The 26,527-nt window shown below is 71.2% G+C and carries 23 protein-coding genes, 1 tRNA gene and 1 pseudogene; 14 read left to right on the top strand and 11 right to left on the bottom strand.

Annotated features, from left to right (window positions below):
* Window positions 1–12 precede the first annotated feature (12 nt).
* The 4 genes from leuB (at window position 13) to V8J39_RS08825 (ending at window position 3,905) form a co-directional block, all read left to right on the top strand.
* Window positions 13–1,113 carry a 3-isopropylmalate dehydrogenase gene (gene leuB / locus V8J39_RS08840; protein ID WP_336461184.1) on the top strand — a complete coding sequence of 367 codons (1,101 nt, stop codon included), beginning with the start codon at window positions 13–15 and terminating at the stop codon, window positions 1,111–1,113.
* A 93-nt stretch (window positions 1,114–1,206) separates the two neighbouring features.
* Window positions 1,207–2,673: an ArnT family glycosyltransferase gene (locus V8J39_RS08835; protein ID WP_336460521.1), complete on the top strand. Its 1,467-nt coding sequence runs from the start codon at window positions 1,207–1,209 to the stop codon at window positions 2,671–2,673.
* Window positions 2,674–2,802: 129 nt separating this feature from the next.
* Entirely contained in the window at window positions 2,803–3,762 is a 960-nt protein-coding gene (locus tag V8J39_RS08830; protein WP_336460520.1) for a DMT family transporter, read from the top strand.
* A gap of 66 nt (window positions 3,763–3,828) precedes the next feature.
* Window positions 3,829–3,905: transfer RNA gene (locus tag V8J39_RS08825), tRNA-Pro, on the top strand.
* 422 nt (window positions 3,906–4,327) lie between these two features.
* Here the strand turns inward: V8J39_RS08825 and V8J39_RS08820 are convergent.
* From V8J39_RS08820 to fliF, 11 genes and pseudogenes are all read right to left on the bottom strand, one after another.
* Window positions 4,328–5,375, bottom strand: a pseudogene (locus V8J39_RS08820) (IS5 family transposase).
* 548 nt (window positions 5,376–5,923) lie between these two features.
* Window positions 5,924–7,024, bottom strand: coding sequence for a flagellar basal body P-ring protein FlgI (locus V8J39_RS08815; RefSeq protein WP_442902588.1), 1,101 nt, complete (start codon window positions 7,022–7,024; stop codon window positions 5,924–5,926).
* A 17-nt stretch (window positions 7,025–7,041) separates the two neighbouring features.
* Window positions 7,042–8,049, bottom strand: a complete 1,008-nt coding sequence (locus tag V8J39_RS08810; RefSeq protein WP_336460519.1) for a flagellin — start codon at window positions 8,047–8,049, stop codon at window positions 7,042–7,044.
* Between the two features lies 1 nt (window position 8,050).
* Window positions 8,051–9,505: a flagellar hook-associated protein FlgK gene (gene flgK / locus V8J39_RS08805; protein WP_336460518.1), complete on the bottom strand. Its 1,455-nt coding sequence runs from the start codon at window positions 9,503–9,505 to the stop codon at window positions 8,051–8,053.
* Window positions 9,506–9,518: 13 nt separating this feature from the next.
* The gene (locus V8J39_RS08800) at window positions 9,519–10,823 is read right to left on the bottom strand and encodes a flagellar hook protein FlgE (protein ID WP_336460517.1); all 1,305 of its coding nucleotides are present in this window, start codon (window positions 10,821–10,823) and stop codon (window positions 9,519–9,521) included.
* Between the two features lie 109 nt (window positions 10,824–10,932).
* Window positions 10,933–11,772, bottom strand: a complete 840-nt coding sequence (locus tag V8J39_RS08795; RefSeq protein ID WP_336460516.1) for a flagellar motor protein MotB — start codon at window positions 11,770–11,772, stop codon at window positions 10,933–10,935.
* A 217-nt stretch (window positions 11,773–11,989) separates the two neighbouring features.
* Complete coding sequence (locus tag V8J39_RS08790; protein ID WP_336460515.1) at window positions 11,990–12,970, bottom strand: quinone oxidoreductase family protein; 981 nt, start codon at window positions 12,968–12,970, stop codon at window positions 11,990–11,992.
* Between the two features lie 146 nt (window positions 12,971–13,116).
* Window positions 13,117–13,830, bottom strand: a complete 714-nt coding sequence (gene fliP, locus V8J39_RS08785) for a flagellar type III secretion system pore protein FliP (RefSeq protein WP_442902587.1) — start codon at window positions 13,828–13,830, stop codon at window positions 13,117–13,119.
* Between the two features lie 357 nt (window positions 13,831–14,187).
* Window positions 14,188–14,463: a FliM/FliN family flagellar motor switch protein gene (locus tag V8J39_RS08780; protein WP_336460513.1), complete on the bottom strand. Its 276-nt coding sequence runs from the start codon at window positions 14,461–14,463 to the stop codon at window positions 14,188–14,190.
* Window positions 14,460–15,056 carry a FliH/SctL family protein gene (locus tag V8J39_RS08775; RefSeq protein WP_336460512.1) on the bottom strand — a complete coding sequence of 199 codons (597 nt, stop codon included), beginning with the start codon at window positions 15,054–15,056 and terminating at the stop codon, window positions 14,460–14,462. The genes V8J39_RS08780 and V8J39_RS08775 overlap by 4 nt, the downstream gene beginning before the upstream one ends.
* On the bottom strand, window positions 15,056–16,636 hold the full coding sequence (fliF, locus tag V8J39_RS08770; protein ID WP_336461182.1) for a flagellar basal-body MS-ring/collar protein FliF: 1,581 nt from the start codon (window positions 16,634–16,636) through the stop codon (window positions 15,056–15,058). Before fliF ends, V8J39_RS08775 begins: the two co-directional genes overlap by 1 nt.
* A gap of 145 nt (window positions 16,637–16,781) precedes the next feature.
* On the opposite strand from fliF, the gene V8J39_RS08765 reads away from it, so the two are divergent.
* From V8J39_RS08765 to V8J39_RS08720, 10 genes are read left to right on the top strand one after another with little or no spacing between them, the layout of a single operon-like run.
* Entirely contained in the window at window positions 16,782–17,270 is a 489-nt protein-coding gene (locus V8J39_RS08765) for a flagellar basal body-associated FliL family protein (RefSeq protein WP_336460511.1), read from the top strand.
* Between the two features lie 9 nt (window positions 17,271–17,279).
* Window positions 17,280–17,633, top strand: coding sequence for a DUF6468 domain-containing protein (locus V8J39_RS08760; protein ID WP_336460510.1), 354 nt, complete (start codon window positions 17,280–17,282; stop codon window positions 17,631–17,633).
* The gene (locus V8J39_RS08755; RefSeq protein ID WP_336460509.1) at window positions 17,630–18,322 is read left to right on the top strand and encodes a MotE family protein; all 693 of its coding nucleotides are present in this window, start codon (window positions 17,630–17,632) and stop codon (window positions 18,320–18,322) included. The genes V8J39_RS08760 and V8J39_RS08755 overlap by 4 nt, the downstream gene beginning before the upstream one ends.
* A 31-nt stretch (window positions 18,323–18,353) precedes the next feature.
* Complete coding sequence (gene motA / locus V8J39_RS08750) at window positions 18,354–19,220, top strand: flagellar motor stator protein MotA (RefSeq protein ID WP_336460508.1); 867 nt, start codon at window positions 18,354–18,356, stop codon at window positions 19,218–19,220.
* Complete coding sequence (locus tag V8J39_RS08745; protein WP_336460507.1) at window positions 19,217–21,373, top strand: hypothetical protein; 2,157 nt, start codon at window positions 19,217–19,219, stop codon at window positions 21,371–21,373. The genes motA and V8J39_RS08745 overlap by 4 nt, the downstream gene beginning before the upstream one ends.
* Window positions 21,370–22,266 carry a lytic transglycosylase domain-containing protein gene (locus tag V8J39_RS08740; RefSeq protein WP_336460506.1) on the top strand — a complete coding sequence of 299 codons (897 nt, stop codon included), beginning with the start codon at window positions 21,370–21,372 and terminating at the stop codon, window positions 22,264–22,266. The genes V8J39_RS08745 and V8J39_RS08740 overlap by 4 nt, the downstream gene beginning before the upstream one ends.
* Entirely contained in the window at window positions 22,263–24,341 is a 2,079-nt protein-coding gene (locus V8J39_RS08735) for a flagellar biosynthesis protein FlhA (RefSeq protein ID WP_336460505.1), read from the top strand. Before V8J39_RS08740 ends, V8J39_RS08735 begins: the two co-directional genes overlap by 4 nt.
* Window positions 24,338–25,087: a flagellar biosynthetic protein FliR gene (locus tag V8J39_RS08730; protein WP_336460504.1), complete on the top strand. Its 750-nt coding sequence runs from the start codon at window positions 24,338–24,340 to the stop codon at window positions 25,085–25,087. Before V8J39_RS08735 ends, V8J39_RS08730 begins: the two co-directional genes overlap by 4 nt.
* Window positions 25,084–26,169 (top strand): EscU/YscU/HrcU family type III secretion system export apparatus switch protein, encoded by a 1,086-nt coding sequence (locus tag V8J39_RS08725; protein WP_336460503.1) that lies wholly within the window; start codon window positions 25,084–25,086, stop codon window positions 26,167–26,169. The genes V8J39_RS08730 and V8J39_RS08725 overlap by 4 nt, the downstream gene beginning before the upstream one ends.
* Entirely contained in the window at window positions 26,166–26,522 is a 357-nt protein-coding gene (locus tag V8J39_RS08720) for a hypothetical protein (protein ID WP_336460502.1), read from the top strand. The genes V8J39_RS08725 and V8J39_RS08720 overlap by 4 nt, the downstream gene beginning before the upstream one ends.
* The last annotated feature ends 5 nt before the right edge of the window (window positions 26,523–26,527 follow it).

Genomic DNA, 26,527 nt, shown 5'->3' with positions numbered 1-26,527 from the left:
ATGGAGGACATCTTGGCCAATCCCTCGCTTCTCATTCTCGCCGGCGACGGCATCGGCCCCGAGGTCATGGCCGAGGTCAAGAAGGTGATCGGCTGGTTCGGCACCCGGGGCATCACCTTCGACGTGTCCGAGGACCTGGTCGGCGGCTGCGCCTACGACGCGCATGGCACGCCGCTCGCGGATGCGACGATGGCCAAGGCGCAGGAGGTCGACGCGGTGCTGCTGGGCGCCGTGGGCGGGCCGAAATACGACGTGCTCGACTTCTCGGTGAAGCCCGAGCGCGGGCTGCTGCGCCTGCGCAAGGAGATGGACCTTTACGCCAACCTGCGCCCCGCCCAGTGCTTCGACGCGCTTGCCGACTTCTCGTCGCTGAAGAAGGACGTGGTCGCCGGCCTCGACATCATGATCGTGCGCGAGCTGACCTCGGGCGTCTACTTCGGCGAGCCGCGCGGCATCTTCACCGAGGGCAACGAGCGGGTGGGGATCAACACCCAGCGCTACACCGAGAGCGAGATCGCCCGCGTGGCGCGCTCGGCCTTCGAGCTGGCCAAGAAGCGCGGCAACAAGGTCTGCTCGATGGAAAAGGCCAATGTCATGGAGTCGGGCATCCTGTGGCGCGAGGTCGTCCAGAAGGTGCATGACGAGGAATACCCCGAGGTCGAGCTGAGCCACATGTACGCCGATGCCGGCGCCATGCAGCTGACCCGCTGGCCCAAGCAGTTCGACGTCATCGTCACCGACAACCTGTTCGGCGACCTCTTGTCGGACCTGGCCGCGATGCTGACCGGTTCGCTGGGCATGCTGCCCTCGGCCTCGCTCGGGGCGCCGATGGCCAACGGCCGTCCCAAGGCGCTTTACGAACCGGTGCACGGCTCGGCCCCCGACATCGCCGGGCAGGGCAAGGCCAACCCGATCGCCTGCATCCTGTCCTTCGCGATGGCGCTGCGCTATTCCTTCGGGATGATCGCCGAGGCCGACAAGCTGGAAGGCGCGGTGGCGAAGGTTCTGGCCGACGGCGTGCGCACCGCCGACCTGATGGGGCCCGAGGGCGGCACGCCGGTCTCGACCTCGCAGATGGGCGACCTGATCATCGCCGCGCTCGACGCGGCCTGATCGCCCGACGCCGCCCCGGCGGCGTCCTGCGCGCGAATTCACCCACTCGGGCGGCGTCATGCGCCGCCCCTGACGTTTCCGGAGAGGTCCGAAATGAACCGCCTGACACGGCCCGCTTCAGCACTCGCGCTGCTGCTCGCCCTGGCGGCCGTGGTGCTGCTGGCGGGGCATTTCCTGCCGCAGCTGGATCGCGCCGGGCTGAACCAGTACGACGAGTACCACACGCTCGACCGCACGCTGGCGGCGGCCCGCGGCGGCCACTGGTCGAGCGTTTGGTCCAACCACGAGCCAAGCTTTCGCAAGCCGCCGCTGCAGTACTGGGCCGGGGCGGGGCTGATCCTTACGGGGATCGACGAGATTCTGGCGATGCGGCTGGTGGCGATGGGCTTCGGGCTGACGCTTCTGGCGGCGACGGGGGCGCTGGCGGCGGTCGTGGCCGGGCCGGGGCGCGGCCGTGCCACCGCGGCGGCGACGGCGGTGCTGCTGCTCGCGGCCTCGCCCATGGTCTGGTCGCAGGCGACGGCGGCGATGCTGGACGCGGGGGCGGCGCTGTTCACGCTGGTCACGGGTCTGGGCGTCGCGCTGGCGGTGCGCCGGCCGCGGCTGATCTGGATCGCGGTCGCGGGCGTGTTCCTCGGGGCGTTGCAGAAGGCCCCGGTCGGGCTGCCGCTGCTGTTCGCGACGCTTGCCGCGCTGCGGATCTGGCGGGTCGAGCCCGAGGTGCCGCTGCGGGCCGCCGAGCGGCGGCCGCTGCGGCGCCGCGCGCGCCGCATCGCGGTGGCGCTGGTGCTGGCCTGGCCGGTGTTCCAGGCCCTGCAGCACGGCTTTGGCGCCTTCCGTACCAGCGTGGTGACGGAAATGGCCGAGCGCTTCGTGCCGACGGTCGACGACGACACCGTCGGCAACTGGGTGTCCTGGGTCGACTGGATGATCGAGGACAGCGCGGTGCTGTGGTTCCCGGCGCTGGCGGCGGCGCTGACGATGCCGCTGTGGCACCGCCGCGCCGAATCTGTGGTGATCGCGGCCTGGACGCTGATCTTCCTGCTGGGAATGACCTTCGCCGACGGCGACACCTATTCGCGCTATCTGCTGATGGTGCTACCCTTCCTCGCGACCGCGCTGTCGGTGGGGCTGGTGCGCGCGATCCGGCTGCCGCTGCTGCCCGCGCTGCTTGGCGCCGGGGCGGTCGCGATGACCGGGGTCGCCACACTCGAGGTCAACCAGCCCGAACCCGATAAGCTCGCGCGCGACGCGCTCGCGCGCGAACTCGGCACCCGCGTGGCGCCCGGGGACACGCTGCTGTTCTGCCGGTACTACGGCGGCGAGGCGACGATGAACTTCGCCGCGCTCTCGGCCTTCGCGAGCGCGGGCCAGCCGGTGATCTCGATCACCGGGGCGCGCGATCTCGAGCGGGCGCGGGCGGACGGCAAGCTTGGCAGCCCGGTCTGGGGCTTTTGCAGCGACGAGACCCTGGCCGAGCTGCGCGACAGGCTGGAGGGATACGAGGTCGTCGGCACCTCGGGACCCTGGACCGCCTTCCGCGCCGGCGCGGTGAACTGACCGCCACGCGAGGGGCGTGCCTGCGCGGCGCGGTTCGCTCTGGACCTCGCGCGGGGGTCCGCTACCTTGGGGGCGGGCCGATCCCAGCCCTCTCCCCACCTCCCGACCACCGCACGCGGCGGAGCCCCCATGGAAGACACCGGCAAGAACAACGTTCAGGGCGCGGGCTACGCGCTGGCGGCGATGGGCGTCTATGCGACCCACGACGTGATCATCAAGACGCTGGGGGCGCATTACACCGCCTTCCAGATCGTGTTCTTCGCGGCGCTCTTGAGCTTTCCGCTGGTGACGCTGATCCTCGTGCGCGACCGCTCGGGGGGCAACCTGCGCCCGGTGCACCCGTGGTGGACAGGGCTGCGCACCGGCTGCGCCGTCATCACCGGGACGTCGGCCTTCTATGCCTTCTCGGTGCTGCCGCTGGCGCAGACCTACGCGCTGCTGTTCGCGACGCCGCTGCTGGTCACGGTGTTCTCGGTGCCGATCCTGGGCGAGAAGGTCCATGCCCGGCGCTGGGCGGCGGTGATCGTCGGCCTTGCGGGGGTGCTGATCGTGCTGCGCCCCGGCGGCGACACCCAGCTGGGGCTCGGGCACCTGGCCGGGATCGTCTCGGCGCTGACGGCGTCGCTTGCCGCGGTGACGGTGCGCAAGATCGCCCGCGACGAGCGGCCGGTGGTGCTGCTGCTGTTCCCGCTGCTGGGCAACTTCATCGCCATGGCCTGCGTGATGCCGTTCGTCTACGTCCCGGTGCCGATCGGCCACCTGGGGCTGTGGGCGATCGTGGCCTGCATGGGGCTGGTCGGCGCCTTCCTGCAGATCCGCGCCTATTCCACCGGCGAGGCGGTGATCGTCGCGCCGATGCAGTACAGCCAGATCATCTGGGCCACCGCCTACGGCTTCCTGCTGTTCGGCGAGACGCCCGACCGCTTCACCCTGCTGGGGGCCGCGGTGATCATCGGCTCGGGCATCTACATCGTGCTGCGCGAGCGCTCGCGCCCGGGCTCGCTGCAGCCGGTCATGGGCGCCGACGGGCGGGCGCAGACGCTTGCGCCGCGTCCCAGCGTGCTGCGCCGCGCGCTGAATTGGCACTGATCCCGGAAAGGGCGGAAATGGCCCTTGCCAAGCCCCCGGGGAATCGGTATCCCGCCGCCACACGGTCGGAGCGTAGCGCAGCCTGGTAGCGCACCTGCTTCGGGAGCAGGGGGTCGGAGGTTCGAATCCTCTCGCTCCGACCATGTAAATCTCCCGCACAACCCATTGCAGATCAAAAGAAACCAGGATCCCATCGGGGCCCTGTGGCGGTTTGTCGTGCCCGTGGTCGGGGAGGGCTTGCGACGGGTGTCGTCGGCGCCCCGGTCGGCTGCGATCCGCGCGTCGTCTCGCGCGGGACCCGGCCGAAGCCGCGGTCCCGTCCAGCAGCATCCGCATCGCGCGGCGGCCGATCCCGTGCCGGGGGGGCGATGGCGGTCAGCGCGGGGGTGATGCTGCGCGCGATCCCGACGTCGTCGACGCTGACCGGCCTAGCGCGTCGGGGACCGACAGGGTGTGTCGCAGCCCCTCCGTCACCGCGCCGGCGGCGAGGTCGTCGTTGTTGGACGGGAAGGGCGTTGTTGCGCTAATGGGCTGACGCCCGATAGGTCCCTTTCCGGCTCTGTGTTCAGCCCACGGCGATGATCTCGACGGTGCCGAGGGTGTTGTATCTGTTCATGATTGCGCTGCGGATCTGGATCTCTGCGGTCTGCCGATCCGGGGCGCGCGAGGCGATGCGCTCGCCGAAGGACTCAAGGCAATTCATCCGCGCCTCGACCCGACTTCGGACGTGGTAGCCGACCGACCGCTTCCAATTGGCTCGTCCCAAGCGTCGTGTTTCGTGCAGGATGCCGGCTCAGGCACGGGCGGCCGGGCAGTCCTCTTGTCCCCGGGCAGGCCGTTCTTGCGGATCGGGAGTGCGGGCATGACCGCCATGGGTCCTCCGACGACATGCCCGAACGCGTTGGCTCCCCGTCCAACGATCGCGCCATGACATCGTCTGGTGTCATGGGCGCCGTGGGCCGTGACCGAGCCGGTCTCTTCATCCTCGGGAAGTTGCGCCGGAAGATTGGGCCGCAGCGGGCTGTCGCCTTGTCGGCTGGACGTGAATTCGACGGTCCGAACATCGCCGGTCTGAGCGTCCATGGCGATATGGACCTTGCGCCGCACGCCATGGTTTCTCGAACCAGTGGCAAAACAGGGCGCGCCCTGCGGCGCGACGCATCATGCTTGTGAGCCTGCCACTCGCCATCACCGCGGACATGATACCAATGCTGTCTACCAGCAGAGTCACGGGGCCGTCCGAGCGGCGGTAGGGGATCCGCACCGCAATCCGTGCCTGACGTCGGCAAAGGGGGGAATAATCCGGCACGGGCCAGTCCAGCCCCGCCATCTCGATCAGGCTGGCCACCAGCCCAACCGTCTGCCGTAGCGGTAGGCCGAGCAATAACTGCAGCTTGAGGCAGGTCTCGATCTCGCCGTCGGAAAAGGTTTTAGGATGACCTCGCATGCCAGCTTTCGCTGCGAGCCAGGCCATCTCGGGGTCGAATCAGATCGAGAGAGACCGCGGCGTCGCAGCGCTGCCCTCGCCATCGGGCTCGGACCGATGGCGCCGCGATGGCTCGATCGTCAGACCAGTTCTTCGTGCCGTAGCGGGGAGAAGAAGACGTTGGCATGGCTCGAAGTTAACGTTCGGGATCCACGACATGAATCCATATCACCGATAAGTGCAACAACGCCCACCCGACACGGCCGTCTCTTGGGGCCGGTGCCCGCGATCCTGCTGCAATCGGCGTCGCGCTCTGCGTGCGGGAATGCCGTCCTCCCCTCACGACCGGTGCTGAAGCCCGGTGAAAATGGAGGGCCCGTGGGGCCTGGACGGCGCAGGCCGGCGCCCGTCACGCGAGTCTGTTGCCGATGAGTGCCCCGGGCGTGGCGCATCACCTGCGGAGCATATCTCCGGCGAGCACCCTCCGGTGGCGCATGTCCGAGTTCGTCCTCGGGTTGACGCACCGATAACTCTTCGCCACGAGTTGCGACCGACGATGTCGACCGATGGTAGATCGCCCCGCCCCATGGCCGGCCGGAAGGGCTCAGATCCACGCCCCCGTTCGCTCCCCGGCCTCGACCCACCTCGTCGCCTCGACCCAAATCGCAGCGGCGGCGCTCATCCCGGGCGCGTGTGCAGCGGCCTTTTGTCCGCAGGGTCTTGGGGGGCGTCGGATCAGTTCACGATGAACTCCGCATGAAGCGCCCCGGCCGCGTGGATGGTCTTGAGGATATCGATCATGTCGCGGGGACTGACCCCGAGGGCGTTTAGCCCGGCGACGACATCGGTCAGGGAATTGCTGTCCGAGATCTCGGCCATGCGGATGCCGGGCTCTTCGGTCACGTCGGCGGCGCTGCGCGGGACCACGACGGTCTCCCCCTCTGCGAAGGGATTCGGCTGGACGACGATCGGCGCTTCTTCGACCCGCAGCGTCAGGTTCCCCTGGCTGACGGCGACACGGCTGACGCGAACGTCGGCACCCATCACGATCGTGCCCGAACGCTGGTCGATGACGACGCGGGCGCGGGTTTCCGGCTCGATCGTCAGGCCCTCGACGCGGGACAGCACCTGTGCGGGGCTGCCGGAACCCGCGGCCGAAATGTTCATCGCGACCGTCCCCGGATCCGTCATCTCGGCGACGCCCCGCCCGAATTCGCGGTTGATCTCGTCGGCGATACGGTCGGCGGTGGTGAAGTCGGGATCGCGTAGCGCGAGCCGGACGCGCGACAATTGCGACAGTTCGAAATCCACCTCGCGTTCGACGCGCGCCCCGGCCGGGATCGTGCCCGAGGTGGGCACGCCCTGGACGACCGAGGCCGCAGCGCCCTGGGCCGAGGCGCCCCCCGCCAGCACCGTGCCTTGGGCGACGGCATAGATCTGCCCGTCGGCCGCGTTCAGCGGGGTCATGACCAGGGTCCCGCCCAGAAGGCTGGTCGCATCGCCGATCGCCGAGACAGTCACGTCGATGCGGCCGCCCGCCCGGGCGAAGGCCGGCAGTGCCGCGGTGACCATGACCGCCGCCACGTTGCGGGGGCGGAACTGTTCGCCGGCCACGTTGACCCCGAGGCGCTCGAGGATGCTGGCCATGATCTCTTCCGTGAACGGCGCATTGCGCAGGCCGTCCCCCGTGCCGTTCAGCCCGACGATCAGCCCGTAGCCGACAAGGTCGTTGCCGCGGACACCGTCGATTTCGACAAGGTCCTTGATGCGGATCGGCGCCGCGGCCAGCGGGGCCGGCTGCAGGACCGTCAGCAGGAGCGCGACAAGCGCAAGCAATGGGCCGAGGCGACGGGTCACAGGAAGTTCACGAGCTTCATCTGCTGCACGCGCGCGGTCAGCGTGTAAAGTGCCTCGAGCTGGTTCTGAACGGCCAGCACGTCCGTGGCGGCATCGGCCGTGTCGATGCCGATCAGCTTTTCACGCAGCAGCGAGGACGTCGTCAGAGAGGCGTGGGTGCGCACCGTCACATCCTCGATGATCTGTTCGGTCCGGCCGAGCCGGCTGCGGACGGCTTCGATCGCATCGGAGGATCCGACCAGGCGGTCAGCCCCCTCGCCCAGCAGGGCGGCGGACTTGATCGCATCGGTGCCGAACATGTCGCCGGCGAGGCTGGCGATGGCGAGGCCGCCGAGGATCGTCCGGATCGCGGGATCGATCGCGGTGATGTCCAGCGAAACCGTCTCGACCTCGCCGATGCGATGACGTGCCACGGGGCCGGCGTCGCCTTGGTAGAAATCGACGAAACCGCCGGCGCCGGCAGGCGCGGCGAACCAGTCGTCGACCGCGGCGGCGATATCGCTGGCCGAGGTCAGCCCGGCGGTCGCCGCGCGCAGCTGGTCGAGCATCAGCTCGGGGTCGGTCATTGGCGGCACGTCGCTGTTCTGTCCCGACAGAAGGTAGCCCCCGCTGCCGCGCACGTTGAGGGCCGAGAATGCCGCTTCGAGATTTTCGCGAGCGATGCCGGTCTGGGTGCGCACGTCGCTCGGCATGCCAAGCTCGGCGGTCGCGGCGAGCGTGCTGCCGAAGGGCGTGGCGAAGGTCGTCAGGACCTCGAGGCTCGACTGCACGGTCGTGGCATCGGCGGCAACGACAACGGCCGAGCGGAGGTAGACCGCGCTCAGCCTCTCGCTGCGTTCGATCCCGGCGAGCAGCACGAAGTCGCCGCCAAGTGCTGCGGCAACGTCGCTGCGCCGACCCGTCGTCATCTCGGTCGAGGCGGCGGCGAGCCGCTCTCGCAGCTCGGTATTGTTCATGCGGAACTGCAGGTTGCGGGCGAGGTCGCCGATCGAGGCAAAGGCCATGTCAGATCTCCATCAGTCGGTCGAACAGCTCTTCGAGAGCCTGGATGACCCTTGCATTGGCGGCATAGGCCTGCTGCACGGTCAGCAGGGTCTGCATTTCCTGGTCGGTATCGACGCCATCGCGGGCAAGGGCCTGCTCGGCGATCGATTGCCGCACATTGCTTGCCGCGGTCCGGTCCTCGGCGCTCAGCCGCTCCTGCGACACCTGCGACAGCAGCTCCGCCGCAAGCTCCGCGGCGGATTTCTGGGCGGTGAGGAAATCGCCCGAGGCGGGCAGGCGCACTTCGCGCAGCCGGTCGGTCAGCGCCTCGAGCAGGGTGCTGTTGCCCGGCGCCCCCGCCGCGGTCGCGCCGAGCCCGTCGCGCAGGCGCCAGAGCTCGCCCCCGGCGGAGGGATCGACAAGGCTGTTCAGGCGCAGCCGCGACGACAGGCCGATCTCGTCGGTCGCGCTGAAGGCCCCGGTCCCGTCCGTGAACAGGCCCGCCTGGCCGGCCGTCAGCGTGGTGTCGAGGGTCGGATCCTGGAAGCGCTCGACAAGGTCCCGGGCGAGCGCGTCGAGTTGCGACTGCAGCGCCGGGGCGTCCTGGTCGCGCAGCTGGAACAGCTTTTCCAGCGATCCGCCGCGGTAGAGACCGCGACCCGTCACCGAGATCGAGCGCCCGTCGATGCTGAGACCCGACAGCGCGCCGGAGGCGAGGGTGGTGTCGGCGACCATCACCCCGACCGGGGAGAATTCGATCTCGACCGGGGTTCCGTCCAGCAGCACGCCGCCTGCGGTGGTGTAGAGCGCGACCATGCCGTTCTGGCGTTCGATCTCGCGGATCGGGACGATCGACGCGACCCGGTCGATCTGCAGCTGGCGCTGGTCGAGCAGGGCGCTGATGTCGTCGCTGCGCAGGCGCATCTCCTGGATCTGCTTGTTCAGGTCGGCGATGTTGACCAGCGCCTCGTTCAGCTGGCCGACCTGCGTGGCGATCTGGCGATCGGCGGCCAGGCGTTCCGCCTGAATGCCGTCCGCCAGGGTCTTGAAGCCAAGCGCGAGATCACCGGCCGCGTCGGCCAGCGTGCGCATGTAGGCCTCGCTCGCCGGATCGTTCATCGCCGCGACGAGGGCCGCGTCGAAGGCATCGTACCGGCCCGAGAGCGAATTGGCATCGCCCGGCAGGCCGAAGGCGCTCTCCATCTTTTCGTAGAAGGTCGAGATCACCTCGGCGCCCGCGGCGGCGGCGGTCGAACTGCGCAGCGCGGCCAGCGTCAGCTTGTTCTGAAGCCGCTCGATGCCGTCGATCTTCACGCCGGCGGTCGCGCCGCCGACGCTGCGGGTGGAGATCTGCAGCTCGCGCCGGGCATAGCCCGGCGTCAGCGCGTTCGAGACGTTGTTCGAGATGACCTCGGCGGCGCGCGAATTCGCCGTCAGGCCGGTGACCGCATTGGCAAGGGCTGCGCCGAGGCTCATCTATCAGCTCCGATCAACGTTTGATGTTGGTGGTTTCTTGCAGCATCTCGTCGACGGTCTGGATGACCTTGGCATTCGACGAGTAGGCGCGCTGGGTCTGGATCAGCGATGTCAGCTCTGCCGCGACATCGGTGGTCGAACCCTCGCGGGCATAGCCGACCACCTCGCCGGTGGGGCCGTCACCGGCATCCCACAGCGTGAACGAACCCGAATCCGGCGAGACCTGGAAGGTCTGGTTGTTGAGTGCCCGCAGGCCGTTCGGGTTCGGGACGTCGACCAGCGGCACCTGGTAGATCCGCCGCGTGAAGCCCGTGTCGTAGGTCGCGGTCAGGAAGCCGTTCTCGTCGATCTCGACATCGGTGAGGTTGCCGACCGGAGACCCGTCCTTGGTGATCTGCGTCGGCGAGAAGCTGTCGGAAAGCTGGGTCAGCCCGTTGGTGTCGCCGATCCGGCCGATCGTCACGGTCAGCGGGCCGCCGGCCACGGTCATGTCCAGCTGGCCGGTCGCCGGGTCGTAGGCCCCGCCCGAGATCACCGTCACGGAGGCCAAGGTCCCGCCCGACGCGCGGGTGGAGTCGAAGGTCAGCACATATTCGCCCATCAGCGCGCCGCCCGCGGCCGAATCGTACATCCGCATCGTCCACTCGTTGCTCGATCCCGTGGCGGGAACGGTCGGCGTGAACTCGATCTCGATCGTTTCCGAGGTTCCGAGGTTGCCGAAATACTCGGTCGACATCGGCAGCGTGTCGCCGCTCGACCCCGCCTCGGTCTCGGTCGCGGGCAGGTTGACCGCGAGCGTCATCTGCGTGGTCGGATCGCCCGCCGTCTGGTTGGTGTTGATGACGATCGGCACCAGCCCGGTCTGGGTCCCGCGCGGGTAGTTCGGGATCGTGCCGTCGGCATTCGCGGCCCAGCCGAGCAGCACGAGGCCGGAATCGGTGCGCAGGATCCCCTGCGCATCGGTGTGGAACGACCCGGTCGTGGTCATCATCATCGGCTCGCTCGTCGTGTTCGACAGCGCGCTGTAGGTGGTCACCGGCAGCATGCCACGGCCCGCGATCGCGATGTCCAGCGCGTTCGAGGTGGCGACGAGCGCGCCCTGCGTCTCGATCGAGCGGGCCGACATCGGGCGCACGCCGCCTGCGAAATAGGCGCCCGCACCGGACAGGCCGCTGAGGACGAGGCTGTTGAACTCGGCCTCGGCGCGCTTGTAGCCGAAGGTGCTGCTGTTCGCGATGTTGTCGGAGATCGTCGCGAGCTTGGTGGCATTCGCGTTCAATCCCGATACGGCGGCATTCAGCGAAGAGGAGATCGACATCGGTTGGGCCTCTGGTTGGAACGCGACCACATTGCGGGGGCGAAGTTAGCGAAGCCCTAATCCGCCCCCGGCAAACCGCGCGAATTGCGGAAGACCGGGCGCGGGGCGGTCAGGCCTGGCCCGAGCGCAGCAGGATCAGCTCGATCCGGTTGTTGCGCGGCGACATCGGGTTCTGGTTGGCCACCGGCTGGCGGTCGGCGAAGCCGGTGACCCGCTGGAAGCGGCGCGCGTCCAGCCCCGCCTCGGAGACGATCTTGCGCATCACCTGCGCCCGTCCGGTCGAGACGTCCCAGCTCGGATCGCGGCGCAGCACCTCGGGGGCGGCGGCGGTGAAGCCCTGGACCGCGACCGGGTTGCCGACAAGGCCGAAGACCCGGGCCGCGACGCCGGCCAGCGCCCTGGTGATCTGCGTCGGCTCCGAGGCCTCGTCGAACAGCGGCTCGCCGGGCGTGTCGAAGAATTCCACGATCAGCCCCTCGTCGGTGACGCGGGTGATGATGTGCCGGGCGAGCTGTTCGCTGACCATCGACTCGCCGCCGCGGGCGGTGAGCTTCTCGGCAAGGGCGGCGAAGCTTTTCGCCTCGGGGCCGGTGTCCCGGGCCATCGCGGTGTCGCCGGCGGCCTTGTCGGCCTGGGCCGCGTAGATCTGTACCGCCCCGGTGCCCGATTTCGACAGCGTGTCCTCGGTGAAGACGCTGTCGCCGCCGACCGGACCGTCGCCGCCGGCCGAGATGCGGTTCATCGGGATCGAGGGGTTGAAGAAGTCGGCAAGTCCCTTGCGCTGCTGCTCGGTCGTGGCGTTGAGCAGCCACATCAGCAGGAAGAAGGCCATCATCGCCGTGACGAAATCGGCATAGGCGACCTTCCAGGCGCCGCCGTGGTGGCCGCCCCCGCCCGAGACCTTCTTGCGCTTGATGATGATCGGCTGCAGTGCGTTGGTCGCTGACATCTGGTGCCCCCTTGTGCCTCTGCGAACGGGGGTACGGGAGCGTGCTTAGCGAGCCGTTATCAAACCGGGGCCCTCGGGAAAGGCCATGTTTCGGTCATGGTTCGGGCGGGCGACCGCCACCTGATGCGGCAGAAAGCGGCGGGACCGCCGCAATCCCTAACGGCGGGTCCCGGGCCGGGGCCGGCGCGGGGGCAGGGCGGCGGGCCTGGCGCGATCGTCAGGGAATCAGCACGCTCGACCCGGTGGTCTGCCGGCTTTCCAGCAGCCGGTGCGCCTGCGCGACCTCGGCGAGCGGCAGGTCGCGGTCGATGCGGATCTTCAGGCCGCCGGAGCGGATCAGCGCGAACATCTCGGCGCTGGCCTCGAGCAGCCAATCCCGGCGGGCGGCGTGGTGGAACAGCGTCGGGCGGGTCAGCCGCAGCGAGCCGCGCGCCAGGTGCGAGATCCGGAACTGATCGGGCGCGCCCGAGGACTGGCCGAACATCACCAGCGTGCCGAAGGTGGCGAGGCAGTCGAGCGAGCGCAGCACCGTGTCGGCGCCGATGCTGTCGTAGACCGCCGCGACACCGGTGCCGCCGGTCAGGCGCGTGACCTCGGCCGCGAAATCCGTGGCCTTGTAGTCGATCGTCTCGGCATAGCCGTGCGCGGCGGCGAGCGCGCATTTCTCCGGCCCGCCGGCGGTGCCGATCGCCCGGACGCCGCGCAGGGCCAGCCATTGCCCGGCGATCAGACCGACGCCGCCGGCCGCGGCGTGCACCAGCACCGTCTCGCCGGGCTGCGCCGGATAGGAGTGGTGGATCAGGTAATGCGCGGTCAGCCCCTTGAGCATCACCGCGGCCGCGATCCGGTCGGGAATGTCGTCGGGCAGCGGCACGGCCATCGCCGCGGGTAGGATCCGGTGCGTCGCATAGGCGCCGTTCGGCACGGTGTAGGCGATGCGCTGGCCGGGTTCGATCCCGGTGACGCCGGGGCCGATCGCTTCGACCACGCCCGCGCCTTCCGATCCGGTCACCAGCCCCGGTCCGGGCGGCCAGGGGTAGGTCCCGGTGCGGAAATAGACGTCGATGAAGTTCAGGCCGATCGCGGTGTGGCGGATCAGCAGCTCGCCCGGGCCCGGCACCGGCCGGTCGATGGCGACGCGGCGAAGCACCTCGGGGCCGCCCGGCTCCTCGGCGCGCATGGCATAGATCTCGCTCATCGGCGTCCCCCCTGTTGCGGTCGGGAAGCCTCGCAGCTTCGGGCGCGGCGTCAAGACGCGATGTCGGGCCCGGGCCGCGGATGCGCTGTCGCCTGACCTTTCGCCTTGCCCGGGCATCCGGCCGCGCGGCCGCGCCCGGCGCGCGGTCATCCGTAGCTGCGCACCAGCGCGCCCGCGACCAGCGTCCAGCCGTCGGCGACCACGAAGAACGCAAGCTTGAAGGGCAGCGAGACGACCGCGGGCGGCACCATCATCATACCCATCGACATCAGGATGGCCGAGACCACGAGGTCGATGATCAGGAACGGCAGCAGCATCAGGAAGCCGATCTGGAAGGCGCGCTGCACCTCGGACAGCATGAAGGCCGGGATCAGCACCGAGAGCGGCGGATCGGCCCCGGGTGCGATCGGGGCGGCGCCCGGCGGCACTGGGCGCAGCGCCGCGAGGGCCGCGATCTCGTCTGGTGGCACCCGGTGTTCCATGAAGCCGCGGAACGGCTCGATCCCGCGGGCAAGCGCCTCCGCCGGCGAGATATCCCCGGACAGCAGCGGCGCGCCCGCGCGGGTCCAGGCCTCGGTGAAGACCGGGTCCATCACGAACCAGGTCAGGAACAGCGCGAGCGAGATGATCAGCATGTTGGGCGGCGACTGCGGCAGGCCGATCCCCTGGCGCAGGATGCTGAGCACGGTGACGACCAGCGGGAAGCAGGTCAGCATGATCAGCAGGCCGGGCGCGATCCCCAGCAGGCCGAACAGCACCACCGTCAGCGTCACCCGGTCCGACAGCAGCCCGCCGACATCCGCCGGCAGGGTGAAGCCTGGATCGGCCTGCTGCCCGAAGACCGGCGCGGCGCAGGTCAGCGCGACGGCGAGGCAGGCCAGGCCGGCGATCGTGGCCCGCGCCGATCGCGCCGTGTCGCGGGCGGGCTGCCGATCCCCGCTCACGGGGCGGCGGCGCCGGGCCCGTGCCGCGAGGGACGGCGACCGCGGGCTGTCCGGGTTCGGCCCCGCGGCGGAGTGCAGCCCTGCCGCGGCTTGCGGCGCTGTCCCGCCGGCGCGCGCCGCGCGTGGCAGGGTTCGCTCAGCCTCCCTGCCATCGCGGATCGCGTCGGCGGCCGTGGTGCGCGCGCGATCCTCCTCGTGCCAGGCCCTCGACCGCGTGGCGTCCGGGACAGGGGTCGCGCGCCCGCGCCGCATCGCCAGGCGAGGGGGCATGGGTCAGATCCCGTCCTGCAGGTCGACCACTTCGGTCAGCCGCACCGCGAGCTGGCCGGCCCGGTCACCCTCCAGCTCGGTCAGCTCGCCGCGGGCGATCAGCCGGTCGCCGACGAACAGCTCGACCGGGTCGTCGATGCGGCGGTCGAGGGGCAGCACCGCATCGGGTTGCAGGCGCAGCAGGTCGCGCAAGAGCGGCCGGGCATGGCCGACGGAGATCACGATCTCGATCGGGATCTGGGTGAGGGGGCTTCCGGCCACGCCGGTCACGTCGCTCATGTGCCATCCTCCCGGCGCTCAGGGCGGAAGAAGGCGCTGACCGCCGCGCCGATCGCGGCCACGGTGCCATCAAGGTCGATCTGCCGCTCGTTGGTGCCAAGCCGAAGGTAGGCCTGCCCCTCGCCCAGCGTCGGCTCCTCCCTGATCCGGAACGGCGGCGCCTCCTCGCGGTCGAGCAGCGTCTCGACCGTCGCGCGCGATGCCGGGTTCAGCGTGATCTCGACCGGTCCGGCCGCCATCGCCTCGGCCATCGGGCGCAGCGTCTCGATGACCATCGGGCCGAGCGCCTCGCGCGCGAGTGTCGGCAGCACCTTGGCCACCATGTCCACCAGCAGCGGCTCCAGCGATTGCAGCACGTGGCTGCGCGCCTGCTGGTAGCTGAACGACAGCTCGCGCAGGTTGCGCCCGAGGTCGCCGCGCAGCGACTCCAGCTCCCGGTCCTGGGCGGCCACCGCGTCCTCCCAACCGGCCGTGTAGCCCTGTTCATATCCCGCCAGCCGCGCCTCCTCGATCTCGAGCGCGAAACGCGCATCGAAGTCGGGAGGGGCCGTCTCGGCGGCTTCGAAGGATTGCAGCTCCAGCCTGCGGCTCATCACGCCTTCTCCTCGTCACGCTCTTCCATCCAGCCGCGCAGGATCTGCGCCGCCTCGACCTTCCGCTCGCCGATCAGGCGGCGCAGCCGTGCCACCGGCTCCTCGCCCTCGGGCCCGTCGCCAGCAAAGCCGCCGAAGCCGAGGGCGAAGCCGTCGTCGCCCGCGTCACGGACAAGGGTCATGTCCTGCGACCCGAGCTCGCCCTCGGCGATCTCGCCGATCAGGCCGCCCTCGGTGCGTCCGCCGGCCAGAGCCGCCTGTCCGCCCGCCGCCCCGCTGACCAGCATCGGACGCAGCACGAACAGCGCCAGCACCAGCACCACCGCCGAGAGCAGGCCCGCGACGATCACCTGGGTCGGATCGAGGCCCGAGAGCAGCCCGCCGCTCTCGGCCAGGCTGCCGCCCTCCGCCACCGGTTCGAAGGCCAGCGACTGCAGGGTGATCACGTCGCCGCGGCTCTCGTCGAAGCCGACGGCCGAGGCAACGAGATCGCGCAGCTGCTGCAGCTCGGGATCGGTGCGGGCCTGCCAGCTACGCGTCCCGTCGGCCGCGATGCTGGTCACGCCGTCGACCAGCACGGCCACGGTCATCCGCCGGATCGCGCCGGGCTGACGCAGCAGTTCGCGCTTGGTTTCCGACACGTCGAAATTCGTGCGTTCGCGCGTCTCGCTGGTCGTGCTCTGCGAGGTGCCGCCGTTCTGGGCCTGGCCTGCGGGCAGGTTCGACGCCACGGTGGTCGCCGCGGGCGCGGTGTCGTTGGAATTCTCGCTCCGGTCCTGGGTTTCGCTCGAGATCGCGACGCGCCCCTGCGGATCAAGCCGGCGCTCGGTGATCGCCTCGCGCTCGGTCTGTGCCTCGATCGCGATCTCGACCCGCGCGCGGCCGGTGCCGACCCGCGCCTCGAGCAGACGCAGCACGGACTGGCGCAGTTCCCCCTCGCGATCGGCCACGGCGCGGGGCGAACCCTCGTCGGTCTCCTCGAGCACGGCCCCTGTGGCGGCGTCGATCACGGAGACGTCGCGCGGGCTCATGCCGGTGACGGCCGCGGCGATGAGGTGGCGCAGGGCGCGGGCCTGCTCGGCCGTCAGCGCGCCGCCCGAGGGCGTCACCGTCACCGCCGCGGTCGGGCGGTCGGGCGTTCGGAAGGGCTGCGCCGGCGGTACGGCGATGTGCACCCGCGCGACCGTGAAGGTGCGACCGGCCACGATCGTGCGCGCCAGTTCGCCCTCCTTGGCGCGCCAGTAGGCGGCATCGAACATCTGCGCGGTGGTCCCGAACCCCGACAGGCCGTCGAGCAGCTCGTACCCGCTGCCGCCGGTCGCGGGCAGCCCCTCTCCGGCCAGTTCGAGCCGCAGCGCGTCACGGCGGTCCTGCGGGACCCAGATCGCGTCGCCGCGCACGTCGTAGGTCACGCCGCGCTGGTCGAGCGCGGCGAGCAGCCCCGCCGCCGCCTGGCCGTCCAGCCCTGCATAGAGCAGGCCGAGCGCCGGTGGCGCCATCGCCAGCCGCGTCAGCAGCGCGAGCGCTATGATCACTGTCAATGCCACGCCGGCCAGCATCCCGCGACGCCTGCCGTCCATGTCTTCCCAAGCCGCCACGATGTTCTGCAAGACGCGATTCCCCCGGGGCTTCTGCCCGCTGCCTTCCCGATGACTCGCGGATCGCGCTTAAGAATCGGTTAGTGACAACCCGGTAGACCAGCCTCAGCGATGACGGAGTCTGGTGATGTCGGATGCCAAGGCCGCCGAGGAGGCGGATGAGACGCCCAAGAAGAAATCCAAGCTGCCGCTGATCCTCGGCGCGGTGCTGGCGGTCGTTCTCGGGGGCGGCGGGTTCTTCGCGGTGTTCTCCGGGATGATCCTTGCCCCCGCGGGCGAGGAGCACGCGGCCGAGGAGCCGACGGTCGAGGCGATGCCGGGCACGGATTTCGTGCCGCTGACCCAGCTGATCGTGTCGGTGGGGCCCGAAAGCCGGCGCCATCTGCGTTTCACCGCGCAGGTCGAGGTCGGCGCCGCCTACCGCGAAGAGGTCGAGCACCTGATGCCACGGATCCTCGACGTGCTGAACGGCTATCTGCGCGCGGTGGACGCCCATGATCTCGAGGATCCGTCCGCGCTGGTGCGGCTGAGGGCGCAGATGCTGCGCCGGGTGCAGGTCGTGACCGGCGAGGGCCGGGTGCAGGACCTTCTGATCACCGAATTCGTCCTGACATAGGAGGTGCCATTGCAGCTGATCGCCGATTTCCTGTTGGCCGCCGGGGCTTTGTCGGCCGGAATCTACTGTCTCGTCCTGTCGCGCCGGCTTGCCAGCTTCGCGCGCCTCGAAAGCGGGATGGGGGGCGCCATCGCCGTGCTGTCGGTCCAGGTCGACGAGATGACCCGCGCGCTCGAGCGGGCCCGCGGGACGGCCTCCGATTCGGCCTCTGCGCTCGAGGGGCGGACGCGGCGCGCCGAGGAGGTGGCCGAGCGGCTCGACCTGATCCTCGCCACGATGCACGACCTGCCGGAACCGGGGCCCGTGCGGCGCCGGCTGCGCCGCCAGCCACGACAGCGATCGGAGGAGGAGGTGGAGGCATGAGGGGTCCGACAACCACCGCCGGCGCGGCGCCGGCGAAGCCCCCGACCGGCCGGCGGGCCGCGCAGGTCCCGGGGCACAAGCGCGGGCGCGGCCAGCCGGGCGAGCGTCGTCGCCGGCCGGTGATCCTGGCGACGATCGCCTCGCTCCTGCTGCTTTCGGGTCTGTGGCGGCTTGCGGATGGCGGGCTGATGCTGGCGCGCGCCGCCGGGGCCGCGGGTGGCGCGGCGGCGACGGTGCCGGCGGAGGCACAGCCGGCCGCGGCCGGCGCCGCGGCCGGACAGGCCGGGGCCACCGCGCTGCTGTCAGAACTTCGCGAGCGCGAGGCGCGCGTCGCCGCGCGCGAGGCCGAGCAGGCGGCGCGGCAGCAGGTGCTCGACGATGCCGGGCGCCAGATCGATGCGCGCCTGGCCGAGCTCGCCGCAGCGGAGGAACGGCTGTCGAAGACGATCGCGCAGGCGGATTCGGGCGCCGAGAGCGACGTCGGCCGGCTGACTGCGATGTACCAGGCGATGAAGCCCAAGGACGCCGCGCTCCTGTTCCAGGAGATGACGCCGGATTTCGCCGCCGGCTTCCTCGGGCGCATGGACCCGGGAAGTGCCGGCGCCGTGCTCGCGGCCATGGACCCCAAGCAGGCCTACAGCGTGAGCGTCGTCCTCGCGGGACGCAACGCGGCCGCGCCGCGGCAATGACCCCCGTTACCTCTCACCAGGAGCGTTCAGAATGATCGGCATCATCGGCATCGTGGTGATCTTCGTGACCGTGTTCGGGGGCTACCTGATCGCCGGCGGCACGATGGCACCGATCATCCACGCCGCGCCGCACGAGCTTCTCACCATCCTCGGGGCGGCCGTCGGCGCCTTCATCCTGTCGAACGACATGGCCGGGGTGAAGCAGGTCTGCCGGGACATCGGCAAGGTGTTCAAGGGCGCGCACTGGAAGCCGCAGGACTACCGCGACCTGCTGTGCCTGCTGTTCGAGCTGCTGCGCCTCGCGCGGCAGAACCCGGTCGGGATCGAGGAGCACATCGAGGCGCCGCATGGCTCGTCGATCTTCGGAAAGTACCCGAAGATCCTGCACGACCACGAGGCCGTCGACCTGATCTGCGACACGATGCGCTCGGCCTCGATGAACTACGACGATCCGCATCAGGTCGAGGAGGTGCTGGACAAGCGCATGGAGGCGAACCTGCACCACGCGCTGCATTCGAGCCATGCGCTGCAGTCGATGGCCGACGGGCTTCCGGCGCTCGGGATCGTGGCGGCGGTGCTGGGCGTGATCAAGACCATGGGCTCGATCGACCAGCCGCCGGAGGTGCTGGGCGGCATGATCGGCGGCGCGCTGGTCGGTACCTTCCTTGGCGTCTTCATCGCCTATGGCTTCGTCGGCCCGATGGCCGGGAAGGTGAAGGCGGTGGTCGAAGAGGACGGCCATTTCTACCAGCTGATCCGCGAGGTGCTGGTCGCGAACCTGCACAGCCACGCCACCAATATCTGCATCGAGGTCGGACGCCAGAACACGCCGCACCACATCCGGCCCAGCTTCTCGGCGCTGGAGGAAGCGCTGAAGTCGGTGAAGGACGCGGCATGATCCGGGCGCTGCTGCTGATGATCGGCGTGCTGGTGGCCGCGCCCGCGCTGGCCCAGGACCGGGTGCGCGTCCTGTCCGGAGAGCATGCGGGGTTTTCGCGCCTGGTGCTGACCCCGTCGCGCGCGATCGGCTGGCAACTCGAGCCCGAGACGGGCGGCTACCGGCTGCGGCTCGACCGGCCGGCGGAGTTCGATGCGGACGGTGTCTTCGACCGCATCCCGCGCCAACGCCTGATCGGCCTGCAGCAGGATCCCGATGGCAGCCTGCACCTGCGAACCCCGCCGGGAACGCCGGCCGAGAGCTTCCTGGCCGACGATCGCCGCTCGATCGTGATCGACCTGTCGGATGCCACGGGCGTGACGGAGGCGAGCGAAACCGCCGCGGCGCCGCGCACCTCGACCACCGGGAGGTATCGGCCCGAGCTGCCGCCGCTGCCGGATGTCGGCGTGTTCTGGCGCGGCCTTGTCCCCTCGCCGCGCGGTCCCGTGCCAGCGGCGGGCGCAACCGCCGCCGAGCCGGCGCCCGCTGCGGTGCCCGACGCGCGCGCCGGCGATGCGCCGCCCATGGCCAGCATCGCGGAGCGGGCGATGGGGGTCGAACGCGACCTCCTCGACCAGCTGGCCCGCGCGGCCGCGCAGGGTCTGATCGCCGTCGATCCCAATCAGTTGGCCGGTCCGCCAAGCAACGAGCCGCCGCCGGGGCTGGACGCCTTGCCCGAAGCCCTCCCGGACCGTGGCGCGCCTGAGGCGGAGCGGTCCGCGCCGGTCGAAGCCGAGACCAGCGTCGATCGCGCGCTGGGCACCCTGGTGTCGCGCAAGATCTCGCCCGCGGCGCGGGTCTGCCTGCCCGACAGCACCTTCGACGTCGCCGCCTGGTCCGACGACCGACCCTTCGCGGAGCAGCTGGGCGCCTTGCGCGCAAAGGTGGTCAGCGATGCCGACCGCCCCGATCCTGGGGCGGTTCTGGACCTGGCGCGGTTTTACGTCGCGCAGGGCTTCGGTGCCGAGGCGCTCGAGCTGATGCGGGCGTTCCCGCCGGCCGCACCGCGCGAAACCGAACGCGCGGCGGTGCTGCGGCAGATGGCCCGCCTGGTGGACGGGTTGCCCGCGGGACCCGGTCCGCTGGACGAGCAGACCGGCTGCGACGGCAGCGGGGCCGCGTGGATCGCGCTGGCCGCGGCCGGGGATCCGCGCGATGCTGCGCCGCGCGCGGCGGTCCTGCGCGGCATCGCCGCCATGCCGCTGGCGTTGCGGCGCCAGTTCGGCCCGCTGCTGGCCGAGCGCTTCCTCGCGATCGGTGACACCGATGCGGTGCAGGTCATCCGCGACTCGATCGCGCGCGCACCGGGCGACCCGGGCCAGGCCGCGGAGATGCTGGCCGCGCGGATCGACCTCGGGGATGGCAACGCCGCCGCGGCGGCCCGTCGTCTCGCCCCGATCGGGCGGACCGACACGCCGATGGCGCCCGAGGCGCAGCTGCAGATGCTGACGGCGCGGCTGGACGCCGGTCAGCCGATCGATCCGCGCGACATCTTGCTCGCGCAATCGCAGGCCTTCACCAACCGCGGCTCCGACCTCGGGCTGTCGCTGAGGCGGGTCGCGATGCGCGCGCTGGCGGTGCAGGACCGGATCGAGGAGCTGTTTGCCGAACATGATCAAGCCCTTGCCGAGCTTCCGGAGGCGCGGCGGCCCGAGGCGGACCGGGCGCTCGTCGCCGCCGTCGCCGTGACGGCCTCGGAGGTTCCCTTCCTCGAAGCGGCGTTCCGGGCAATGCCGGAGGTCGAGGCGCTCGGTCCCGGGGATCCGCTGCGCGAGACGGTGGCTGCGCGGATCGAGAGTGCCGGTTTCACTGACAGGGCAGAGATGTTGCGGGCCGCGCAACCCGCAGCCGGGATGAGCGCGCTTGGCACTGGCACGGAAGGGGAAGCGGGCGTGGCAAATGCGCCCGCGGGCCCATATGACGCCGTCGCGCCGCAGATCGAGGAGCCGCCGGAGGCCGGGATCGGCCCGACTGAGGCGGCGCCGGTACCGCCCCCTGCGCCCACGCTTGCTGCGAGCCGGGAGACGCTTGCGGCCAGCCAGGCGACCCGTGATGCGATCCTCGAGGCCCTGCGCCGGACCGGCGCGACCGAGGGCGGCGAGGGGGCGCCATGACGATCGCGACGGCCATGGCCGTGCTTTGGCGCATCTTCCACGCGATCATCACGCGGCGATCCCGCCTGCGCCCGGCAGGCCGCGCGCTTGCCGCGCTGGCCGTGCTTGCCCCGACCGCGGCGCCGGCCACCGCGGCAGATCCGGCGGCGACCTCAGCCCTGTGTGACCGCGCGGCGGCGACCGCCGCGCGCGAGACGGGTGTCCCGCTGGACGTGCTGAGGGCCATCGCCCTGACCGAAACCGGTCGGAAGAGCGACGGCAGCTTCCGGGCCTGGCCCTGGACGGTCAACATGGAGGGCGCCGGCCACTGGTTCCCGGATCGTGAGAGCGCGCTGGCCTATGTCGCGCGCGAACGGGCACGGGGCGCCCGCAGCTTCGATATCGGCTGCTTCCAGATCAACCACTTGTGGCACGGCAAGGCCTTCGCCTCGGTCGAGCAGATGTTCGACCCGATCGCCGGCGCGCGCTATGCGGCCGATTTCCTGGCCGGCCTGCATGCCGAGAGCGGCAGCTGGTCGCGCGCCGCCGGGGCCTACCACTCGCGGACACCGGCGCTGGCCGGTCGCTATGCCGCGCGGTTCGATCGCCTGCGGGCCACGCTTGCCGGTGCGCCGGCGCCGGTCGAACTGGCCGCACTGCCCGCGCCCGAGCCGCCGAGGCGGGGCATCGGGCCCGCGCGGCCGCTCGTCGACCCCGCGACGGCGGCGCTGCGCGGCGTGCTGCTGCGCGCCGCGGCCGCGCCTGTGGTGGCGCGTGACGCGGGTCCCGGCGCCGGCAACGGCGACGGTGCGGGGTCGGGCCCGGAGCGGCAGCCCGGGGCCGCGTCGCTGGTTCCGCTGGGCCCGGGCGACGGGCCGCGCTTCATCCGGCTGGAAGGCGAGCCTCGGACATGAACACGGGCCTGCTGCAGCTTCTCTTCCGCCCGACGGTGCTCCTCGCGCTGGCGATGATGGCGGTGATCGTCATGATGATCCTGCCGGTGCCGGCGGTGGTGCTGGACATCGGGCTGACGCTGTCCTTCGCGCTCGCGATCCTGATGTTCACCGTCACGCTGTTCATCGAGCGGCCGCTGGACTTCTCGGCGTTCCCGACCGCGCTGCTCGCCTCGCTGATGCTGCGGCTCTCGCTCAACGTCTCGTCGACGAAGCTGATCGTCGGCGACGGCCACACCGGCACCGCCGCCGCCGGCCACGTGATCCAGGCCTTCGCCGACTTCATCATGGGCGGATCCCTGACGATTGGCCTCGTGGTGTTCTGCGTGATCATGATCGTGAACTTCGTCGTGATCACCAAGGGTGCGGGCCGGATGGCCGAGGTCGGCGCGCGCTTCGCGCTGGACGCGATGCCCGGCAAGCAGCTGGCGATCGACGCCGATCTCGCGGCCGGCGCCATCGACCATGCCGAGGCGAAGGCCCGGCGCGAACGCGAACAGGCCGAGACGACCTTTTTCGGCTCGCTCGACGGCGCGTCGAAATTCGTCAAGGGCGATGCGGTGGCGGGTCTGCTGATCACCGCGATCAACCTGCTGATGGGGCTGACGGTCGGCACGCTCGTGCACGGGATGGAGCTTGGCCGCGCCCTTCAGACCTACGCGATCCTCACCGTCGGCGACGGGCTCGTCAGCCAGATCCCGGCGGTGATCATCTCGATCGCCGCGGCGATCCTGCTGTCGCGCGGCGGCACCAAGGGCGCCGCGGACGTGGAATTCTTCCGCCAGCTCGGGGCCTATCCCGGGGCGCTCGGCACGGTTGCGGCGCTGCTTGGCGGCTTCGCGCTTCTGCCGGGGCTGCCGTTCCTGCCCTTCGTCCTGGCCGCCGCGGTGCTGGGCGCGACCGCGATGCTGACCCGGCGTGCGCAGGCGCGCGCGGCGGCGGTGCGCGCGGTGCCGCCGGCGCCCGAGGCGCGGCCCGCGCCGCTTGGCGACCTGCTGGAACTCGACGAGATCCATGTCGAATTCTCGCGCAGCCTGATCCCGATGATCCTCGAGCCGGCGACGGGTCTCGACATCCGCGTCGCCAACATGCGCAACCATGTCGCGCGGACCTATGGCCTGCTGCTGCCGGAAATGCGGCTGACCGACGACGCGCTGCTCGATCCGGGCCAGTACCGGATCCGGGTGCAGGGGGTGGAGCAGGCGCAGGACCGGCTTGACCCCGACCGGGTGCTGGCGCTCGTGGCCGGCAATGCCGAGCTTCTGCCGCCGGGCGAGGACATCCGCGAGCCGGTCTTCGGCGCCCCGGCGCGCTGGATCGCTTCGGACCAGCAGGAGGATGCGGTGCTGGTCGGCTCGACCGTGGTCACGCCGATCGAGGTGCTGGCGACGCATCTGCTGGAGACGATCCGGCGCAACCTCGGCCGGCTGATGACGCTGAAGTCGCTGCGCCGGCTGCTGGACGAGCTGACGCGCGTCTCGGACCCGGTGCGGGCCGAAGCGAACCGGCGGCTGTTCGACGAGCTGATCCCCGACCGGGTGCCGATCGACCTGCTGCTGGGCGTGCTGCGGCTGCTGCTCGAGGAAGGGGTGTCGATCCGCAACCTGCCGATGATCCTCGAGGCCATTGCCGAGGGGCGGTCGCTGGGCACGCCCGAGGCGGTCTGCGAGCATGTCCGCCGCCGCATCGGCTTCCAGCTGGTGGCGGAGCTGCGCCGCCCCGACGGCACGCTGCCCCTGCTGCAGCTGGCCCCGGAATGGGAGGAGACCTTCCTGCGCTACCAGATCGACGGCGACCGTGGACAGCAGGACATCGCGCTGCCGCCCGAGCTGTTCAACCGGCTGGCCGGCAACATCGCCGACCGGCTGGCGCGGGCGGGCGAGCAGGGCAATTTCCCCGCCGTCGTCACCTCGGCCCGGCGCCGGCGCTTCCTGCGCACCGTGCTCGGGGCGCGCGGGGTCTCGGCGCCGGTGCTGTGCTTCGACGAGATCGGGCTCGACGCGCGGCCGGCGCTGCTGGGCGTGGTGCCGGCATGACCGGAGAGGAGCTCGCCCAGCTCTGGCAGCAGCCGCTGCGCGAGGCGGGGGTGATCTTCCTGCGGACCGGCGCGGCGCTGGCGGTGCTGCCGGGGCTTGGGGATCTCAGGGTGCCGGCGCGGGTGCGGCTGGGGTTGGCCGGGGCGCTGACCGCGATCCTGTTCCCGCTGGTGCCGAGTGCCGCGCCCCCCGCGACGGTCGTCCTGACCGAGCCGGTGATCGGCCTGATGATCGGGCTGTGCCTGCGGCTGATGGTGGCGGCGCTGGACATCGCGAGCGCGATCATGGCGCAGGCGATCTCGCTCGCGCAGCTGTTTCCCGCTGCCGCGCCCGAGCCGTTGCCGGCGGCGGGCCAGCTGCTTCTGGCGGCGACGCTGGCGCTGCTGATGCAGGCGGGCTTCGCGCGGCACATGGTCGAGCTGTTCCTGCTGTCCTACCGGGTGTTTCCGGCGGGTGGCCTGCCCGCGGCGCCCGACGCGCTGGCCTGGGGCACCGCGCAGGTCGCGCGCGCGATGAGCCTTGGCTTCTCGCTCGCGGCGCCGTTCCTGATCGCCGGCATGGTGGTGAACATCGCGCTGGGCCTGGTGAACCGCGCGATGCCGCAGCTGATGGTGATGCTGATCGGCGCGCCGGCGCTGGCGGGGCTGGGGCTGGTGCTGCTGGCGCTGTCGGCGCCCTATCTGCTGCAGGTCTGGCAGGGCGCGCTGGCCGGCGCGCTTGTCGATCCGTTCGGGCTGCCGCCATGAGCGAGGATGCGGAACGCAACCTGCCGCCGACCGAGAAGCGGCTCGCCGATGCGCGGGCGCGCGGCGACACGCTGCGCGCGCCCGATTTCTCGGCGGCGCTCGCGCTTCTGGGGACCGCGCTGGCGATGGCGCTGGGCGGGGCCGAGATCGCGCGCCGCGCCGGGACCGCGCTGATGGGGCTGCTGGCGATGCCGGGCATCGTCGGACCCGACCCGCTGCACCTTGGGGGCGCCGGGATCGCGGGCGCGGTGCTGGCCGCGCTGGGCGCGGTCCTGCCGGTGTTGCTGGCGACGCTCGCGCTCGGGCTCATCGCCGCGATCGTGACCGGCGGGCTGACCTTCGCGCCGCCGCGGATCGCGCCGAAGCTGTCGCGGATCTCGCCGCTGGCGAATGCGGGGCACAAGTTCGGGCTGAGCGGCATCGTCGAGTTCCTCAAGAGCCTGGTGAAGATGGCGGTCACCGGGGCGCTGGCCTGGTGGGTGATCTCGCGCGATCTCGAGCGGATCATCGCCGCGACGGCGACCGGGCCGGGGCAGGTGGTCGCGCTTCTGGCGGTCACGCTGCGCGACCTGCTGATCTATGCCGCGATCCTCGCGCTGGCGATCGGGGTCGCCGACCTTGGCTGGCAGGTCTTCGACCGCCGCCGCAAGCTGTCGATGACCCGGCAGGAGGTCATGGACGAGATGAAGGAGAACGAGGGCGATCCCCACGTCAAGGCGCGCCGCCAGGCCCGGGGGCGCGAGATCGCGACCAACCGGATGCTGGCCGATGTGCCCAAGGCCGATGTCGTCATCGTCAACCCCGAGCATTATGCCGTCGCGCTGCGCTGGCGCCGCGGCACCGGGCGCGCGCCGGAATGCGTCGCCAAGGGCGTGGACGAGATCGCGACGCGGATCCGGGCCCGCGCGGCCGAGGCCGGCGTGCCGATCCATCGCGATCCGCCCACCGCCCGCGCGCTCTATGCCACGGTCGAGATCGGGCGCCAGATCACCCCCGATCAGTACCGGGCCGTCGCCGCCGCGATCCGCTTCGCCGAGGCGATGCGGCGCAAGGCCCGCCAGCGCGGCGGGATCGCGCGATGAGCCGGCGCGCCGGGCCCGGCGATCCGCGCCTGGCGGAACTGGCGGCGCTGTCGGCGATGGTGCGCGACCACCGGCTGGCCGATCTTGCCGCCGCCCGGGGCACCCTGGACGCGGTCGAGCGCGAGATCGCGGCGCTCGACGCCAGCGCGGCGGCGACCCGCGCCGCGGCCGCGGCGGGCACCGGCGATCCGCGGGCGCTCGCGCGGCACGAGGACTGGATCACCGCGCGCCGCCGCGACCTGATGATCAGGCTGGCGGGCGCGCGCGCCGGATGCGAGGCCGCGCTCACCCGGGCCGCGCCGGCGGTGGGGCGGGCGGACGTGCTGCGCCAGCTGTCGGAGCGCGGCGGATGAGCCGG

The sequence above is a fragment of the Frigidibacter sp. MR17.24 genome (genome assembly GCF_037095655.1).
Classification (GTDB): Bacteria; Pseudomonadota; Alphaproteobacteria; order Rhodobacterales; family Rhodobacteraceae; genus Frigidibacter.
The sequence above is the reverse complement of the archived record's forward strand: the minus strand, read 5'-3'. Positions and strand labels throughout refer to the sequence as shown.